A 17,552-nucleotide genomic window follows, 5' to 3' on the forward strand; every position below is an offset into this window, starting at 1 on the left:
GCTCTTCCTATGCATGGCAGTGGAGAAGGGTCAGGAATTCGTCGCTAATGAGAATGGTTATCATCTATGCCGGAATAAAGTAACCTTGGGGTAAACCGTTTCCTGAATTGATTCAGCAGAAAATTGATGTTTCAACAGGTGCAGAAGCAGAATCAATATCTTTCGAGGTACTTGCCAAGTATAGTGGTGACAAGTAAAAACGTTGCTTCCTGTAAGGTTAAAAAAGGCCCGCTCCAGAACAGATTATCCTGTCCTGGAGCGGGCCTTCTCATGTTGTTGTTCAATGCGTCAATAATTCTGTTATGAACTGATACGGTTATGCTGATACTGTTCCAGCGAGACCAGCACCTCACGCGGCTTGCTGCCCTCGTAAGGGCCGATCACCCCGCGGGCCTCCATTGAGTCAATTAGGCGCGCAGCGCGGGTGTAACCGACTCTCATGCGGCGCTGAAGCAGCGATACGGATGCTTGCTTGGCTTCAAGAACAATTTGTACCGCTTGTTCGTACAATTCATCCTGCGGTTCATCCTCTTGGGCTCCGCTATCATCAATCTCAGGCACAATGGATTCATCATAGGTGGCTTCACCCTGACTGCTGACGTATTGCACGATCGTCTCCACCTCTTGGTCACTCATAAAAGCTCCCTGAACGCGAATAGGCTTGGAGGAGCCCATCGGCATGAACAGCATGTCTCCCCGACCTAGTAGCTTCTCGGCACCAGCCATATCAAGAATGGTCCGTGAATCCACCTGTGAGGATACACCAAAGGCAATCCGTGATGGAATATTGGCCTTAATCACACCAGTAATGACATCCACTGAAGGACGCTGGGTCGCGATGATCAAGTGTATTCCCGCCGCCCGGGCCATTTGTGCCAGCCGGCAGATAGCATCCTCCACATCGTTCGCGGCTACCATCATGAGATCAGCAAGCTCGTCCACAATAACAACGATATACGGCAGTACAGCAGCCGGATTGTCCTTCATAAGATTGTTATAGCCTTCCATGTTCCGGGTACCGGATTTGGAAAACAGCTCATACCGTTTTTCCATCTCCACTACAATTTTCTTCAAGGCCAGGCTGGCCCGCTTAGGATCAGTGACAACCGGAGCCATAAGATGCGGTATCCCGTTGTAAATATTCAGTTCCACCATCTTGGGATCGACCATCAGGAACTTAACTTCATTAGGCTTCGCTTTGTATAAAATACTGGTAATAATACCGTTAATACAAACAGATTTACCAGAGCCGGTGGCACCGGCCACCAGCAAGTGGGGCATCTTCGCCAGATTGCCGATAATCGTCTGTCCGGAGATATCCCGTCCAAAGGCAATGGACAGCTTGGACTCTGCTTCGGTGAAGGTCTGGGTCTCCATGACCTCACGCATGGTGACGACGGACACTTCCGGATTCGGCACCTCAATTCCAATCGCGGATTTACCCGGAATCGGTGCCTCCATACGAATATCCTTAGCCGCCAGAGCCAATGCGATATCATCCGTGAGGTTTACGATTCGGCTCACCTTCACCCCGATATCCGGCTGTATCTCATAACGCGTAACCGCAGGACCGCGAACCACCTCTAATACCTTGGCTCGAACTCCGAAGCTCTCCAGCGTAGCCTCCAGCTTGCGGGCTGTCTGCATATAATCATTCTGGTCTCCAGCTTTGCCGCCATTATTCGGTTTCGACAAGAGCCTGAACGAAGGCAGCTTGTACGGCTTCGGAGGTGGTGGTGGCGGAGAAGCAGGCAGAGTTCCTCCCTCTTCGGTCATATCCGAAACTGGCGCGGTCACAAGCCCCTCTACTTCGGTAAGACCCGGCGATCCCTCTGCGGCATTCGCTCCGAAAGTCTCGCTGACATCTGCCCCGGGATCAGCAATAATTTCTGGCTCCTGTAAACCTGTCTTGATACCGTTTCTTGCTGCCGGAGAGAATTCGCTCCACTCCTCACGATCCTCGTCGTTCAAGCCTTCCGTACGGATATGCTGGAAGAAATCACGAATAATTGGTGTGTCAAAGGCCTCATCGTCGAAATCCTCCTCCACTTCGTCATACGGAGAAACAGGTACCCCTGAGGATAGCCCCGAGATAATCGGACCGTCAGCAGGATTATATTCAATATCTTCGCCTTTCACCGGAATTCCCGTCCCTTGCTCACGCGAAGCACCAGAGGTCCATTGCGAGATCTTCTGGAACAGCAGCGGTGCCTTCCGTCTCGGCAGCTGCTGCTCATCCTCCTCGTCATCCTCGATCTCTTGAGGAACTTGACGCGGAGCAGAAGCTTTGGCCCTGGAAGGCTTGGCTGATACAGGCACAGCCTGCGGACGGTTAGCCGCCCGCTTGCGCAGATCCTCAGCCAGCTTAACCGCACGAACACGCAACAGCATAAACAGCTCTACATAGGACAGATTGGTGATTAACATGAAGCTGATCGCCAGCATCACAATCATTAACAGCTTGGCCCCGAGACTTCCGAACAGCCACAAAAGAGTCGCATATTCTAGACCGCCCAGATATCCTCCACTGATATCTTTGCCCAGCATATATACACTGCTGCTATTAGCTGCAGGAGTAAGTGAGCCATTAAGGTCATTATGTATTTGGGTGAACACATTGCCTGGATGCAGCATATTTAACGGTCCAAGCTTCTGCTCCATCGCGGAAATAGTGCTCATCAAGGTCATAGACATTACAAGAAGCAGTACACCAGTATGGCGACTGTTCCAGGTAGATGGCCATCTCCTGTGAATCATCACCATTAGACCTAAAAATATGCCAACCAGTGGCAATACAAAATAAAATCTGCCAAGCAAATAGCCGGCCAGGCTGGAAAGAGAACGTCCCACTGCAGCCTCTCCGGATAATGCAATGACAGATATGGTGATGAGCATAATTCCATAGATTTCATATTTTAGAACACTGCCCAGCAGCGCTTTTTTCTTCTTCTGTTTACGTTTAGCCACACCATACACCCCCGGAACAACATTATACCATATAATGGCGTGGCGTACCTATGTTCTGTTTTGTCATATATTGAGTAATTATGTTAATGAAATAATCGCTCCGGGGGCGAGCGAAGAATCAAGATATGTGGCAAGCGGACAATTCAGCAGCCTTACAATACGCGCACGCCCTTCGTCTAGAGGCTCCACCTGCATAAGCATGCCCTGATAGTGGACTTCAAGCTGTCCTGAACCGGTAGTTAATGCTCCCTCCCACACCTGCTCCATAGGCATCACTGTGAACAAGGTCATTGTGGTATCCCTCCATGCAGCGGTACGTTCGTGCCCGCCGTCGTGGGACCTGATCGCTCCGCAATCATGCTATTAAGACGACTAAGCGCCGCACCGATCCCTCCAACCTCATCCATCAGCCCGTATCGCACCGCATCTAACCCGCCGACGGCTGTTCCTATATCCCGGTTGAGTTCTCCTGTCTTGAACATCAGATCCTTAAATTGTTCTTCCGTAATGCGGGAATGGGAAGTGACGAATTTGACCACACGCTCCTGCATTTTCTCCATGTACTCAAAAGTTTGGGGCACGCCGATGACAAGACCGTTCATGCGAATCGGATGAATAGTCATCGTAGCGCTTTCGGCGATGATTGAATAACTGGAGGCTACAGCAATCGGAACGCCGATGCTATGTCCGCCACCAATCACAACCGTCACCGTCGGCTTGGTCAGCGAAGCAATCATTTCCGCAATAGCCAGTCCAGCCTCGACATCGCCGCCTACAGTATTGAGAATAATCAGCAGGCCATGGATACTTTTGTTCTGCTCGGCGGCTACGAGTTGCGGAATGATATGCTCATATTTGGTTGTTTTATTATGCGGAGGCATGACAATATGCCCTTCAATTTGCCCGATAATGGTGATGCAAAAAATATCCGGTTCCGCTGCCGGAACGGCCGTCTGTCCCAGTTCCTTCAATGTTCCTACGGCACCGGGAGGAAGTGCCTGACCTGGCTCTGGTGTATCCTGCCCTGGCATGGTTTCCTCATTGCTCCCCGCATTGTTACCTGTCATATTATTCATGATTCCTGACACGCCCTTTCCGTTAAGTGCTTCAGTCATATTAACTATCCTAGTATGACATTTCAGGGCACCCTGTTATTCAGCGGCTTTAAATACAGGACACATACCAAGGCATGAAACTGCAACGCAAGACACGAAAAAAGCATCACCATAATAGATTTTGCTGAAATGGGCGCAAAAAAGCCTCTTTCTCCCTGGAAACCGTCCAATATTTCCGGGAGAGAGAGGCTTGATTTATAAGTTAAACTGAAAGTAAGTGTATATTACACTTCCATGATAATTGGCAGGATCATCGGTCTGCGGCGTGTTTGCTCATAGAGGAAACGGCCGAGCGAATCTTTAACACTGGTCTTGAGGGATGCCCACTCATTGACCTTCTCACTCATCAGGCGTTGAAGCGTGCTGGAGACGATCCGGTTCGCTTCATCCAGAAGTCCTTCCGATTCCCGCACATATACAAATCCGCGCGAGATAATGTCAGGTCCGGAGACGATCGCCCCGTTTTGCTTGCTTAGGGTAACTACAACTACAAGAATACCATCCTGAGACAGCAGCTTGCGGTCGCGCAATACGATGTTACCCACATCACCTACACCCAGACCATCGATCAGTACGTTGCCGGCAGTTACTTTGCCTGCTTTGCGTGCTGCTCCGCCCTGGATCTCAACAACTTCACCAATTTCTGTGATGAAAATGTTCGCTGGGTCTACACCCACGGACTCTGCCAGAAGCGCATGTCTGCGTTGCATACGGAATTCACCGTGGATCGGCAAGAAATACTTTGGCTGCATCAGGTTAAGCATTAGTTTCAGCTCTTCCTGGCTACCGTGACCGGATACGTGAACGCCGGAATTGGAGCCGCTATAAATAACGTTGGCACCAAGACGGAACAGTTCATCAATGGTACGGCCTACGTACTTCTCATTACCCGGTACCGGAGTTGCCGCAATAATAACGGTATCGCCCGGCAGGATATCCACCTTACGGTGGCTGGAGCGTGCCATACGAGTCAATGCTGACATCGGCTCGCCTTGGCTACCCGTGCACAATACCACTACGCGGTTAGCAGCCATCCGGTTCATTTCTTCAGGCTCAATCAGCATACCATCCGGTACATGCAAATAACCAAGCTCAGAAGCGATAGATACAACATTAACCATGCTGCGTCCGATAACTGTAATTTTACGTCCAGTGGATTCAGCGGCGTTCACAACTTGCTGGATACGGTGTACGTTGGAAGCAAAAGTTGCAACCACAACACGTTGCTCTGCCTTGCGGAAAATATCTTCAAGCACGATGCCGACATTCTTCTCCGAAGGTGTAAAGCCCGGTTTCTCAGCATTGGTACTGTCGGACATCAGAGCGAGTACGCCCTTGCGGCCGATTTCAGCCATCCGGTGCAGGTTCGCAAATTGACCATTGACTGGGGTGTGGTCGAATTTGAAGTCACCTGTGTGCACGACATTACCTTCTGGTGTTTCGATGCATACGCCGACAGAGTCGGGAATACTATGGTTGGTTCTAAAGAAGGTTGCCTTCAGTGAGTTCCCCAGTTGGATCTCTGAATCTTCGTTGATCAGAATCCGTTTGGTTTCACCCAGCAGATTAGCTTCTTTAAGCTTGTTCTCTACAAGGCCCAAAGTCAGTCTGGTTCCGTATACCGGAACGTTCAAATTCTTCAGGACATAAGGAAGACCGCCGATGTGATCTTCGTGTCCGTGTGTCAACACGATTCCTCTAACCTTGTCGCGGTTCTCTGTCAAATACGAGATATCCGGAATGACGATATCAATGCCGAGCATATCCTCTTCCGGGAACTTCAAACCCGCATCAACTACGACGATGTCGGAACCATATTGAACGACATACATATTCTTACCAATTTCTCCGACTCCGCCCAAAGCGAAAATCGTTAATTTATCATTGTTATTTTTCTTGGACAAATGAATCTAACCCTCCTATGATGTTGGACGTCATACATTTTATTTTTTAAATACTGAAACTTCATTATTTCAGCGGCGTTGAATACATTCTGTAAATGAATACATTCTTCAAACAGCCGATAGCTTCCACTCAATCGACAGGAAAATTCCGTAAGACCTTATATAAACATGCAATGCGAAAGCTCCCGAACCCGGGCAATGAAGTGCACCATTGAAGCGGTCAAACCGTCAAAATTCACCGCCGCGCCCCTTGCGCGAAGCCCCTGCCATGCTCTGAACAGACTTATTCAAGGACCTATCCTGTCTCACAATGTATAACATTGACGGAAGATTACCGCATATTTAATTTTAACCGCACCCAGTCACTTAACATCATTATACATGATTTTTTTGGCAAAAGACAAGTCGTCCAATCCGTATCTCTATTCTTTCCTCAAAACATCGCCATTATTTTATAAAAAAACGCCCTTCATATTGTAAAAAACCGGCTCCCCACATGGAGAACCGGTTGAAGATAGTCATTTTTTGTTACAAACTTAAAGATTGAACTTAGGATTCTTACTTGAGGTTAAATCCGCATTGCGGAAAATGTTTGGACTTCCAGCCGCTGTCGTCTCCTTTCACGACTATCAGTTCAGGAGAGCTTCAATAAACGCGGCCTCTTCCTCTGTCGGGCCAATAAGCGGAAGTCTTACGGAGCCCACATTCACACCTTTAAGACCCAGTGCGTATTTCACAGCTGCGGGATTCGGCAATGGCTGCGGGGACTCGAACAAGCCCTTGAAAACCGGGAACAGCTTTCGATGAAGCTCCCCAGCACGCCGTACATTCCCTGAATTATACGTCTCAATCATCTCCAACATCTCGGAGCCGACAATGTGGCTTGCCACACTGATAATGCCATGACCACCCACAGCCAGTGCTGCCAGCCCTGCGGAATCATCGCCAGTGTACACATGGAAATCCTCCGGACAAGCCGCGGCAATCCAGGTAATCTGGTCTACCGAAGCACATTCCTTGGTGGCAACGATATTCGGAATTTCTGCAAGCCTCAGCGTTGTAGCCGCGCTCAGACTGACTCCCGTCCGACTAGGCACATTGTACAGAATAACCGGAAGTTCTGTCTCTCTGGCAATGGTCGCAAAATGCTGATATAGCCCTTCCTGGTTAGGCTTGTTGTAATACGGCACTACCACCAGCACACCATCTACGCCGATCCGCTCCGCTTCCTTCGTCAGATGAACAGAGTGCTTCGTGTTGTTACTGCCTGTACCAGCAATAATTTTGCAGCGTCCACGAGCTTTTTCCAATACGAATTCAAACAGCTTCAGCTTCTCCTCATCGCTTAAGGTCGGAGATTCGCCAGTTGTCCCGCAAACGACCAGACCCTCGGATTTCTGCTCTTCAATCAAATAATCAACGAGCCGTGAAGTTTCTTCCCAATTGACTTCTCCCGCTTCGTCGAAGGGGGTGACCATTGCTGTAATCAATCTCCCGAAATCCATTTTGAATTCCTCCTTTAACGGTGTAATTCAAACTTGGCATGCAGCGCTCGCAGCGACTGCACCATGTCTTCCTTCTTCACGAGCACCCAAATGGTTGTGTTGGAATCCGCTGACTGCAAAATCTGAATGTTCTGCGAACTGAGCGCCTCCACGATCTGCGCCATAATGCCGGGAACACCATTAATCCCGCCGCCAATGACGGATACCTTGGCACAACCGGACAAGCTCTTCGGACGAAGACCCAGTTCCTGCAGTGCTGCGATAGCTTTCTCAGAATGATCATCAAAGACAGTATAGAGAGCTTCGGTAGGAGTGACATTAATAAAATCAACGCTGATTCCGTTGTCCGCCATGCTTTTGAAAATCTGCAGCTGCATTCCCGTCCCGTTTCCATCCGGACATTCCACCGAAATCTGCGTCACATTGCTGACATAAGCGATCCCGGTAACAAAACGGTCTACGATACCTGCCTGCACATCATTGAAGCCCTCAGGATGCGTAACCAAAGTCCCTTCCGTATCGGAGAAGGTAGAACGCACACGAACGGGAATTTGCGCCTGCATGGCGATTTCCACAGCCCGTGGATGAATAACCTTTGCTCCCTGATGGGCCATATTGCAGATCTCCGTATAGCTGACAATGGTCAAAGGCTTGGCATCCTCGACTATACGAGGGTCTGCTGTCAGAATTCCGTTCACATCGGTGTAGATATCGACCATATCTGCACGTAGCGCCGCCCCGAGCGCAGTTGCCGATGTATCGCTTCCGCCTCGTCCAAGCGTTGTGAAATCTCCGGCTTCTGTCTGTCCCTGAAACCCGGTTACAATGACTACTTTCTGGTCTCTGAGTTCACGAAGAATACGCTCCGGCCGCACATCCAGAATTCTGGCATTGCCATAGCTGTTGTCCGTCACGAACCCTGCTTGGGCTCCGGTCAGCACCGTTGAAGGAATACCCTCATTCTCCAGTAACCCGCAGAGCGTCGTGGCGGAGATAATCTCCCCACAGCACATCAGCAGATCCTTCTCACGGTCACCAAGCGCGTTACCGTTCTGAACAGCCCAATCCAGCAGTGTATCTGTGGCATAGGGCTCCCCACGTCGTCCCATGGCCGAGACCACAATCACCAGATTATACCCGCTTGCCAGTTCCCGTTTGACATGACGGATGACATGCTCTCTCGCCTGAGGCGTGGAGAGTGACGTTCCGCCAAATTTTTGCACCAAAATACCCATGTATTATTCCTCCATTACTATCGAAGCAAGCACACTAATAAATACGCAGAAAGCAGGCTCTTTTAGAAGAGCAATGTTCGCTGCGAAAGTCGTGATTTCAACGGTATATTGTTTGAAAAATGGTTGTACCGCCCTCGTAAATGAGGACGGCAGCAGACGAGCTGTATAATTGTCAAGCGATGAAATCAACAATCGTCGATGGTCCGTGGCATCAACATTCACCACATCCCTTGTGCATCTCCCCTTCAAAAGTTAAAGGCAGTCTCAAATCGTTTCTTTAATTATGCTGAATGAAACCGTTCGATGATCATGGGCTGCAACTGATTTCCCTGCAGAGCGGCATAGCAGGCCTCCGGAATAAGTTCCATCCGGGCCACAAGTGAGTTAGGCTTGCCGTGAGGACTATCCTGGCCGAACGGTACAAAATAAATATTTTTGGTCACAAGCAGCTTCGCGATATTGGCAGCATTCAGACCCAGTCCGTCATTGGTGGAGATCGCCAGCACAAGCGGACGGCCGTTGCGCATCTGCGATTTCGCCGCCATTAATACAGGACTGTCCGTCATGGCATTAGCCAGCTTGCTTGTGGTATTGCCTGTGCAGGGCGCAATCGTCAGCACATCCAGCAGCTTGGAAGGACCCAGCGGTTCCGCTTCAACAATTGTAGAAATGATATCATTCCCTGTTATATCTTTCAACTGTTTTAGCCAACTTTCCGATGTGCCAAACCGCGTGTCCGTTGCCAGTACCGATCCTGATACGATGGGCACCACGTTCGCACCATCATCTATAAAGCGTTGGATCTGCGGCATTACCTCGGCAAAAGTGCAATGTGAGCCGGTAATGGCATACCCTACTGTTTTTCCGTGCCAGTTCATTATACATCCCCCCTGTTCAAAGTCCCGTCCGATATCGACTGTACCAGTGCATTTGCCATGATGATTCCGGCACTCCGTGGGGCAACGATTCCCGGCAGCCCGGGAGCCAGCAATGCCTTGATGCCGCGTTTCTCCGCATAGCGAAAATCACAGCCACCCGGGGCAGAGGCCAAATCAACAATTAAGCAATGTCTGGGGATCCGGGACAGGACCTGGGCCGTAATGATCATGTCCGGAATCGTATTGAAGATCAGATCCGCCTCCGAAACGTGGGCCACTAAATTGTCTGTCATAAAAGGCTCCCAGCCCATTTCCTCCGCCCTTGCATAATGCTCCTGTCTCCTAACGCCTACTTTCACCTTCGCCCCTAACCCCTGGAGGCTCCGGGCCATCGTAAAACCAGTTCTTCCAATTCCCAGAACCATGGATTTGGATCCATGAATGGTAAAATCCGTATTCTGAATCGCCATGACCAGTGCTCCTTCCGCCGTCGGAATGGAGTTATAAATCGCCACATCATCACGGCCAAGCAATTCGATCAGCTTCAATTCATGTTTAGTACACAGCCTGCGCAGATAGTTTTTGGCCATTCCGGTATAGATGCTACAATGTGGCGGCAAAGCAGCTACGTGCTCCTCAAGCAGTTTAAGTGGCTCAGAAGAGAAAAGCGCACTAATATTGCCTTCATCATCACAGCTCACAGTTGGCAGCACGAGCACATCGGCATTTCCCAGCAGCGCCACTGACATTTGTTCCAGGCTCGCCCCCGGGCAAGGGGCTTCCCATTTATCGAACCCGGCAACGCTTACCGTTGCATCCATTTCCACACACTTCCGAATCACTTCCAATTGTCTTGCGTCCCCGCCCAGGAACACGATCCTGACGCCAGTAAGCATAGGGATGACGCTCCTTTCACATTACACTCCAAGGCTATAAGGCATCTTATGCTGGGCATTCGGGATGGGTGAAAAGCGGAGTAGAAATACCTGTAAAACCTGAATTTTGCAAAAGACAAACAGTAGTTGACACGCAGGGTTGATACGCTGAGGGAACGCCGATTTAATGTCCTGAGCTATCTCAATAAGTCGGCTAACAACGCAAAAAAAGCTCACGGAATGAGCTTTAAACAGCACAGCTCCCGTAAGCTTTTTCAAATATGTAGCTATTATTGTATCTTGTTTATCGTTTATTTCCCTGTATGCCCGAATCCGCCTTCACCACGAACGGTTGCAGACAGTTCCTCTACTTCAACCAGTGTCACTGCCGGCACCGCTTGGAAGACCATTTGGGCGATACGCTCATTACGAGCAATGGCAAACGGCTCCTGGCCTAAATTGATCAGCAGCACCTTGATTTCTCCGCGGTAATCGGCATCAATGGTGCCCGGTGTATTCAAGCAGGTAATACCGTGCTTCAGAGCCAAACCACTGCGTGGGCGAATCTGCGCCTCCAGTCCATCCGGCATGGCGAGCGAAATGCCCGTCGGAATTAACGCGCGTGCACCCGGCTCAAGTACGACATCACTGTCAACAGCAGCATAGAGATCGTAACCGGAGGCCTGTTCTGACATTTTACGTGGTAGGGATACATCCTCATTCCCTGGTTGTTTATGAATTTGAACGAAGTAAGACAAGATCATCTCTCCTAACATTAACTATAGCTTTATCTGTAGAGCCTACCATGGCCATAGCCAACGGCTCGGCGAACATGTTGTCCAGTACAGCGTTGATGTCATTCATCGTCACCTGCTGGATCTTGGCAATCATATCATCGAGCGTATCATGTCTGCCGAGCATCAGCTCATTTTTACCGATACGGTTCATTCTGCTGCTGGTGCTCTCAAGGCTGAGAATGAGGCTGCCCTTCATTTGCTCCTTGCCTTTGTCCAGCTCATCCTCACTGAGCCCTTTATCCGCAAGTTCATACAACATTTCTTTGGTTAGCTCCAAGACCTCTTTGGTCTGTTTAGGAGCAGTTCCGGCATACACGGTGAACAAGCCACTATCTGCCTGGGAGCTGTGGTAGGAATATACAGAGTAAGCCAGACCGCGCTTTTCCCGGATTTCCTGGAACATTCGCGAACTCATCCCTCCGCCAACCGCGTTGTTGATCAGCACCATTGCATATTGCAACGGGTCGCCGGAGCGAACGCCTGGAAGGGAGATACAGATATGATTTTGCTCTGTCTTTTTGCGATGAAACAGCAGTTCTCCATGGAAATCCGGCACAGTCAGCGCTGCAGACGTTCCGTGGTTGTCGAACGAGCCGAAATGCTGCTCCAGCAGATCAATCAGTTCGTCGTTGATATTCCCGGCTACACTGATCACGGTATTCTCTATCGTGTACTGTTCCTTCATATAGGCGCGAAGGTGATCTGGCGTCATCTCCAGCAAGCGTTCCTTCAGTCCCAGAATGGAATAAGCCAGCGGGTGGTCCTGGTAGGCCGCTTCGCACATCAGATCATGCACTAAATCATCCGGAGTATCCTCGCACATGGCGATTTCCTCCAGAATCACATTCTTCTCCTTGGCCAGTTCTTCAGCATCGAACTTGGAACGGAAAAACATATCCGCAAGCACATCCACCGCTATCGGCAAATGCTCATCCAGCACTTTTGCATAATAACATGTATATTCTTTCGAGGTAAACGCGTTAACATTGCCGCCGATCGCATCGAACTTCTCTGCAATATCCTTGGCGCTATAACGGTCCGTCCCCTTAAAAAGCATATGTTCAACAAAATGGGAGATCCCGTTGTTCTCAGGCTTCTCATTCCTGGACCCCGTCTTGACCCAGATCCCGAAGGAAACGGAGCGTCCCGTAGGAATGGTCTCAGTGACTACCCGCAAACCGTTCGATAACACTATTTTTTCCAATTGAAAGCCCTCCTGGCATAACCCTGTTTCTATCTATAATGATATTTCCAACGTGCTTTTTATCGTACCAGAAATAGAACGCTCACTCAACTTCTGGGGGCAGAATGCGTTCCGCTGACAAGGTTTGACTAACCGTGCCGAGGCTCAGCCCCTTCTTGCGGATGCCTTGTATCATGCCTCTCAGTGCCTTGGAGGAGGACGCTGTAGGGTGCATGAGCACCAGCGTACCCGGCTCTGCTTTAGACGTGATTTTGACAATGACAAATTCCGGAGAAGGATTGCGCCAATCCACCGTATCCAGGGTCCACAGCACAGTTTTGAGTCCCAGACTTGCAGCAATCTCTACGGTTTGCTGGTTGAAATCCCCCGACGGCGGAGCGAACCATTTGTTCGTAACCCCCAGCGTCTGCTTCAGCAGCTTCTGCGTTTTCTCAATTTCAGCTGTGGCCCGCGCATGGCTCAAACTGCTCATATTAGGATGTGTATAGGCATGGTTCTCCATCTCATGACCGCGTTTTTGCATTTCTGCAGCCAGCTCCGGATTTTTACTCAGCCAGCTCCCATCCAGAAAGAACGTCACCTTCACTTTTTCTTCATCCAAAATATCCAGCATCGGAATAATATATTCATTGCCCCAAGCCACGTTGATCATCAGCGAGACCATCGGCTTGCCTGGATTTCCCCTGAAGATTGGCTGTGCCCCGAGATCATCCAAGGATACTTTGGGCGGGATTTGTCGGTATACATATTTAAGCGGCTCTTTAGGCTGCAAAAGCGCATTCCTGTAGGTGGATTCCACATCCACTTCCAGACCATTGTAACCGGGAATGGCTTTCCATACCCTGTCCAGCACTGCATCCACCGGTGGAGCGGAGAGCTTGGCCGCATTGGCCTCGATCTGGCTTCGTAAATCATCATGCACTATGGCTGACTCGTCCTTCCACACGGCCAATCCTTCCTGCGGCTTCAACTGGACCAGCATGTCCTTCACAGGGCCGTTCGTGCTCCCTATTCCAATAATTATAGCAATGCAGGCCAGCACGAGTGCGACCTTTTCCGTCTTCATGATCCTTTCCTCCTCCGGCACAAACCAATCTCTCCTGCACATCGCTGTGCGGGGAGGCTTTGTCCCAGCCTATGAAAGATTCGAGGAAATTATGCATGCAGCGGATTATCGCCACAAGTATACTCTGATGAAAACAAGAAAAGCACCTTACGGTGCCCTGCCTCTAATTCCTATATTGTTAAATCTAAATACTAACTATAAAAGTGTAATGAGAAAAAGAGCCAGAATACTTGCGCTTCTGTCTCTTTTAACCCTCACAGCCCTCGTGTAAAACCTATGCCTTGGCTGCGCCTTCGGAAGTCAGCACCGCTTTGCGGGAAAGGTTGACACGACCTTGTTGGTCGATCTCGGTGACTTTTACAGTGATTGTATCGCCGATAGCCACAACATCCTCTACCTTAGCTACACGCTCGGTGGACAGCTGAGAAATATGCACCAGACCGTCTTTACCTGGCAGCAGCTCAACAAATGCGCCGAATTTCTCGATGCGTCTAACGGTACCCACGTAAATTTCACCGACTTGCACTTCACGTACAATGCCTTCGATAATGGTGCGGGCTTTCTGAATCATCTCTTCATCAGAGGAACCAATGAATACACGGCCATCTTGTTCGATGTCGATTTTCACGCCGGTTTCTTCGATAATTTTGTTGATGATCTTACCGCCAGCTCCGATAACATCACGGATTTTGTCCGGGTTGATGTTGATGATGATAATTTTCGGAGCATATTTGGACAGATTCGGTCTTGCCTCGGAAATCACTTCATTCATTTTATCCAAGATGAACAAACGGCCTTCTTTGGCTTGCTGCAAAGCATCCTGAAGAATTTTCCGGTCGATACCGGCAATTTTAATATCCATTTGAATCGCCGTTACGCCTTCTGCAGTACCCGCTACTTTAAAGTCCATATCGCCAAGATGATCTTCCATACCTTGAATATCGGTCAGAATGGAAACATGCTCTCCATCTTTGATTAGACCCATGGCTACACCGGCTACTGGTGCTTTAATCGGCACACCTGCATCCATCATCGCCATACTACTGGCGCAAATGCTTGCTTGGGAAGTCGAACCGTTCGATTCAATGGCTTCCGATACCAAACGAATGGTGTATGGGAATTCAGTCTCACTAGGAATTACTTTAGACAGTGCACGTTCTCCAAGTGCGCCGTGACCAATCTCGCGACGGCCAGGTGCTCTAAGCGGACGAGCTTCCCCTACGCTGAACGGAGGGAAGTTATAATGGTGCATGAAACGTTTTGTTTCAGCCAAATCAATACCGTCTAGAATCTGCACATCGCCCAATGCACCCAGCGTACATACGCTAAGAATTTGTGTTTGTCCACGTGTGAACAGACCGGAGCCGTGTGTACGCGGAAGCAGACCTGTATCGCATTCGATTGGACGGATCTCATCAAGCTTACGGCCATCTGGACGTACCTTGTCATGTGTAATCAGTCGTCTGACTTCTTCCTTCACGATGTCATGAAGCACTTCCTTGACATCCTTCAGAAGCTCAGGGGTTTCTATGTATTTCTCAACGAAATACGCAACAGCTTCATCATTCACAACATCGATCGCCTGTTGACGTGCATGCTTCTCGGCAATTTTGACAGCTTCCACCAAACGGCTCTCCGCAAAAGCACGAACCTCAGTGTTCACATCAGCATCTACCGCATGCAGCTTCACAGCCATTTTTTCCTTACCAGCCAGTTTGACTAGTTCTTCAATGGTAGCGACGATTTTGCGAATTTCATCATGCCCGAACATGATCGCTTCAAGCATCACATCTTCCGATACTTCACTTGCTTCCGCCTCAACCATCATGATGGCCTCTTTGGTTCCGGCAACCACGACATAAATGTCGCTGTCGGCTTGCTGAGCTACATCCGGATTAATTACAAACTCACCATTGATCCGGCCTACGGCAACGCCACCGATAGGTCCATCAAACGGCACATCCGAAATGCTAAGTGCTGCAGAAGTACCAATCATAGCGGCAATTTCCGGTGCACAATCCTGATCCACACTCATAACAAGGTTCAAGACTTGTACATCATTCCGGAAACCTTCCGGGAACAGCGGGCGTATAGGACGGTCTGTCAAGCGGCTCGACAGAATCGCTTTTTCACTCGGTCTGCCCTCCCGTTTAATAAAACCACCCGGGATTTTACCCACCGAATATAATCTTTCCTCATAGTTAACCGTTAGCGGGAAAAAATCCAGATCCTTCGGCTCTTTCGAGGCTGTAACCGTACACAATACTGAAGTATCACCGTAACGCACCATTACGGCTGCATTAGCTTGTTTGGCCAAACGGCCTGTTTCTAGCACAAGGCGTCTTCCGCCCAACTGCATTTCCACACGTTGTTCCATAAAGTCCCTCCTTAATTGAAGTAAACGAATTTGCTAACCGTTAAGATACACAAATTCTGTATACAACTACAAGCAAAAACGGCTTGTCCTCCCAGCGAGATGATGAAGCCGTTTTTTGCGAATCATATCTTCTTTCATACTTTCAATAGTTTCCCCATAATTTTCAAAAAGCAACCCAGTTGTCCCGCTGTCGCTCCGAAAAGGACGTACGGTATACAACCAGGCTGCTTTAAGAGTAAGCTTATGGAATATTAACGACGCAATCCCAGTTTTTCGATCAGGGCGCTGTAACGACGGACGTCTTTGTTTTTCAAATACGCCAGCAGTTTACGACGTTGGCCAACCATTTTCAACAATCCACGACGGGAGTGGTGATCTTTCTTGTGCGTACGCAAGTGGTCAGTCAAATTAACGATGTTCTCCGTAAGGATAGCAACTTGCACCTCAGGGGATCCAGTATCGGATTCATGAGTTTTGTGCTCGTCGATCAATTGGTGTTTACGTTCTTGAGTCAATGCCATCCTGTTCACCTCCTTCATAATAATCGCCAATAGCCTCGTAGCCGTCGGTGAGAACAAGCAACCAAGCTAAGGTTATGATGCCAAAGTGCCGCAACGTTTATCAGTATAGCATCTTCACCGACAAATGTAAACGGCATGTCCACTGCCTATTATAAATATTGCTGTAAAAGCTGTTTGGCCGTTTCGGAATCCTGCCCAATCTGAGCGATCAAAGCCGGAATGGACTCGAATTTGCGCTCCGGCCGGATGTATGAGACCAGTTCGACTTTAAGATGCTTATCATATAAATCGCCGGCAAAATCGAATAGATGTACTTCAAAGCTAGGCGCGATCACGCCTTCATGGAAGGTCGGTTTCACCCCAACATTCATGACCCCATGCAGCACCTGGTCATTGTAGAACACGCGAACGGCGTATACGCCTTTAGCGGGTGTGACGAACCGGTCATCGAGCTGCAGATTCGCTGTCGGAAAACCGATGGTACGTCCGCGCTTCTCACCATGTCCAACCATTCCACGCAGATGATAAAAGCGGCCGAACCAGGCGTTCGCCAGCTCCAACTCACCGGTCTGAAGGCTTTTGCGGATACCAGAACTGCTGACCTTCTCGCCATTCAGTAGGAAAGGAGGCACAGTCTCGACATTCATGGCCCCGCCTCCCAGTTCACTCAGCATCTCTGCATCGCCTTCGCCCTGATAGCCGAAACGGAAATCAAAGCCGACAACGGCAGTAATCACATGCAGCGGCAGCAGCATGACAGAGACAAAGTTCTGCGGGCTAACTCTGGAGAGCTGCTCATTGAATTCAACTATATACAAAATATCAACACCCATGTCCGCAAGCAGTTTCTGCTTGTCCGCCTGTGGAGTCAGATACCCTTCATAATCTCCTTTACCCATAACATCCTTCGGATGGGGGTGGAAGGTCATTACGGCAGCCGGCACGCCTTCTTTGCGGGCCAGAGCCACAGCCGAGGCAATGACACTGACATGGCCAAGATGCAGACCGTCGAACTGCCCAAGGGCAACTACTTGCGGCTGCGCCCATTGCGCGGCTGTCTCCGGAGGCATTGGATAGGTTAACGTTACGGTTCTCACGCTGTCTCTCA

The 17,552-nt window shown here is 49.5% G+C and carries 14 protein-coding genes; all 14 read right to left on the reverse strand.

The genetic code is table 11. The features are described 5' to 3' along the window. Positions 1-300: 300 nt before the first annotated feature. The 14 genes from HPT30_RS13530 to HPT30_RS13595 all read right to left on the reverse strand — a co-directional run bounded on the left by HPT30_RS13530 (position 301) and on the right by HPT30_RS13595 (position 17,541). Positions 301-2,967, reverse strand: coding sequence for an FtsK/SpoIIIE family DNA translocase (locus tag HPT30_RS13530; RefSeq protein ID WP_175371898.1), 2,667 nt, complete (start codon positions 2,965-2,967; stop codon positions 301-303). A 78-nt stretch (positions 2,968-3,045) separates the two neighbouring features. After that, the gene (locus HPT30_RS13535) at positions 3,046-3,258 is read right to left on the reverse strand and encodes a YlzJ-like family protein (RefSeq protein WP_175371899.1); all 213 of its coding nucleotides are present in this window, start codon (positions 3,256-3,258) and stop codon (positions 3,046-3,048) included. Next, positions 3,255-4,043 (reverse strand): ClpP family protease, encoded by a 789-nt coding sequence (locus tag HPT30_RS13540; protein ID WP_281364494.1) that lies wholly within the window; start codon positions 4,041-4,043, stop codon positions 3,255-3,257. The genes HPT30_RS13535 and HPT30_RS13540 overlap by 4 nt, the downstream gene beginning before the upstream one ends. Before the next feature lie 263 nt (positions 4,044-4,306). Continuing rightward, a complete protein-coding gene (locus HPT30_RS13545; protein WP_175371900.1) occupies positions 4,307-5,986 on the reverse strand; it encodes a ribonuclease J in 1,680 nt (559 codons plus the stop codon). A 629-nt stretch (positions 5,987-6,615) separates the two neighbouring features. Further along, positions 6,616-7,491 carry a 4-hydroxy-tetrahydrodipicolinate synthase gene (dapA, locus tag HPT30_RS13550; protein WP_175371901.1) on the reverse strand — a complete coding sequence of 292 codons (876 nt, stop codon included), beginning with the start codon at positions 7,489-7,491 and terminating at the stop codon, positions 6,616-6,618. A 14-nt stretch (positions 7,492-7,505) separates the two neighbouring features. Further along, positions 7,506-8,726: an aspartate kinase gene (gene dapG / locus HPT30_RS13555; RefSeq protein ID WP_175371902.1), complete on the reverse strand. Its 1,221-nt coding sequence runs from the start codon at positions 8,724-8,726 to the stop codon at positions 7,506-7,508. A 281-nt stretch (positions 8,727-9,007) separates the two neighbouring features. Then, entirely contained in the window at positions 9,008-9,604 is a 597-nt protein-coding gene (locus tag HPT30_RS13560) for a dipicolinate synthase subunit B (RefSeq protein WP_066362032.1), read from the reverse strand. Next, positions 9,604-10,500 (reverse strand): dipicolinate synthase subunit DpsA, encoded by an 897-nt coding sequence (gene dpsA / locus HPT30_RS13565; RefSeq protein WP_175371903.1) that lies wholly within the window; start codon positions 10,498-10,500, stop codon positions 9,604-9,606. The genes HPT30_RS13560 and dpsA overlap by 1 nt, the downstream gene beginning before the upstream one ends. A 290-nt stretch (positions 10,501-10,790) precedes the next feature. Continuing rightward, entirely contained in the window at positions 10,791-11,243 is a 453-nt protein-coding gene (gene dut / locus HPT30_RS13570) for a dUTP diphosphatase (protein ID WP_217622374.1), read from the reverse strand. Next, positions 11,212-12,480, reverse strand: a complete 1,269-nt coding sequence (locus tag HPT30_RS13575; RefSeq protein ID WP_175371904.1) for a M16 family metallopeptidase — start codon at positions 12,478-12,480, stop codon at positions 11,212-11,214. Before HPT30_RS13575 ends, dut begins: the two co-directional genes overlap by 32 nt. Before the next feature lie 82 nt (positions 12,481-12,562). Continuing rightward, the gene (locus HPT30_RS13580; RefSeq protein ID WP_175371905.1) at positions 12,563-13,546 is read right to left on the reverse strand and encodes a polysaccharide deacetylase family protein; all 984 of its coding nucleotides are present in this window, start codon (positions 13,544-13,546) and stop codon (positions 12,563-12,565) included. Positions 13,547-13,820: 274 nt separating this feature from the next. Continuing rightward, positions 13,821-15,923, reverse strand: coding sequence for a polyribonucleotide nucleotidyltransferase (pnp, locus tag HPT30_RS13585; RefSeq protein ID WP_175371906.1), 2,103 nt, complete (start codon positions 15,921-15,923; stop codon positions 13,821-13,823). 251 nt (positions 15,924-16,174) lie between these two features. Beyond that, a complete protein-coding gene (gene rpsO / locus HPT30_RS13590) occupies positions 16,175-16,444 on the reverse strand; it encodes a 30S ribosomal protein S15 (protein WP_066362055.1) in 270 nt (89 codons plus the stop codon). A 149-nt stretch (positions 16,445-16,593) separates the two neighbouring features. Continuing rightward, the gene (locus HPT30_RS13595) at positions 16,594-17,541 is read right to left on the reverse strand and encodes a bifunctional riboflavin kinase/FAD synthetase (protein ID WP_175371907.1); all 948 of its coding nucleotides are present in this window, start codon (positions 17,539-17,541) and stop codon (positions 16,594-16,596) included. Positions 17,542-17,552: the final 11 nt, after the last annotated feature.

This window comes from Paenibacillus agri (assembly GCF_013359945.1).
In the GTDB taxonomy this organism is placed as follows: Bacteria; Bacillota; Bacilli; order Paenibacillales; family Paenibacillaceae; genus Paenibacillus_AQ; species Paenibacillus_AQ agri.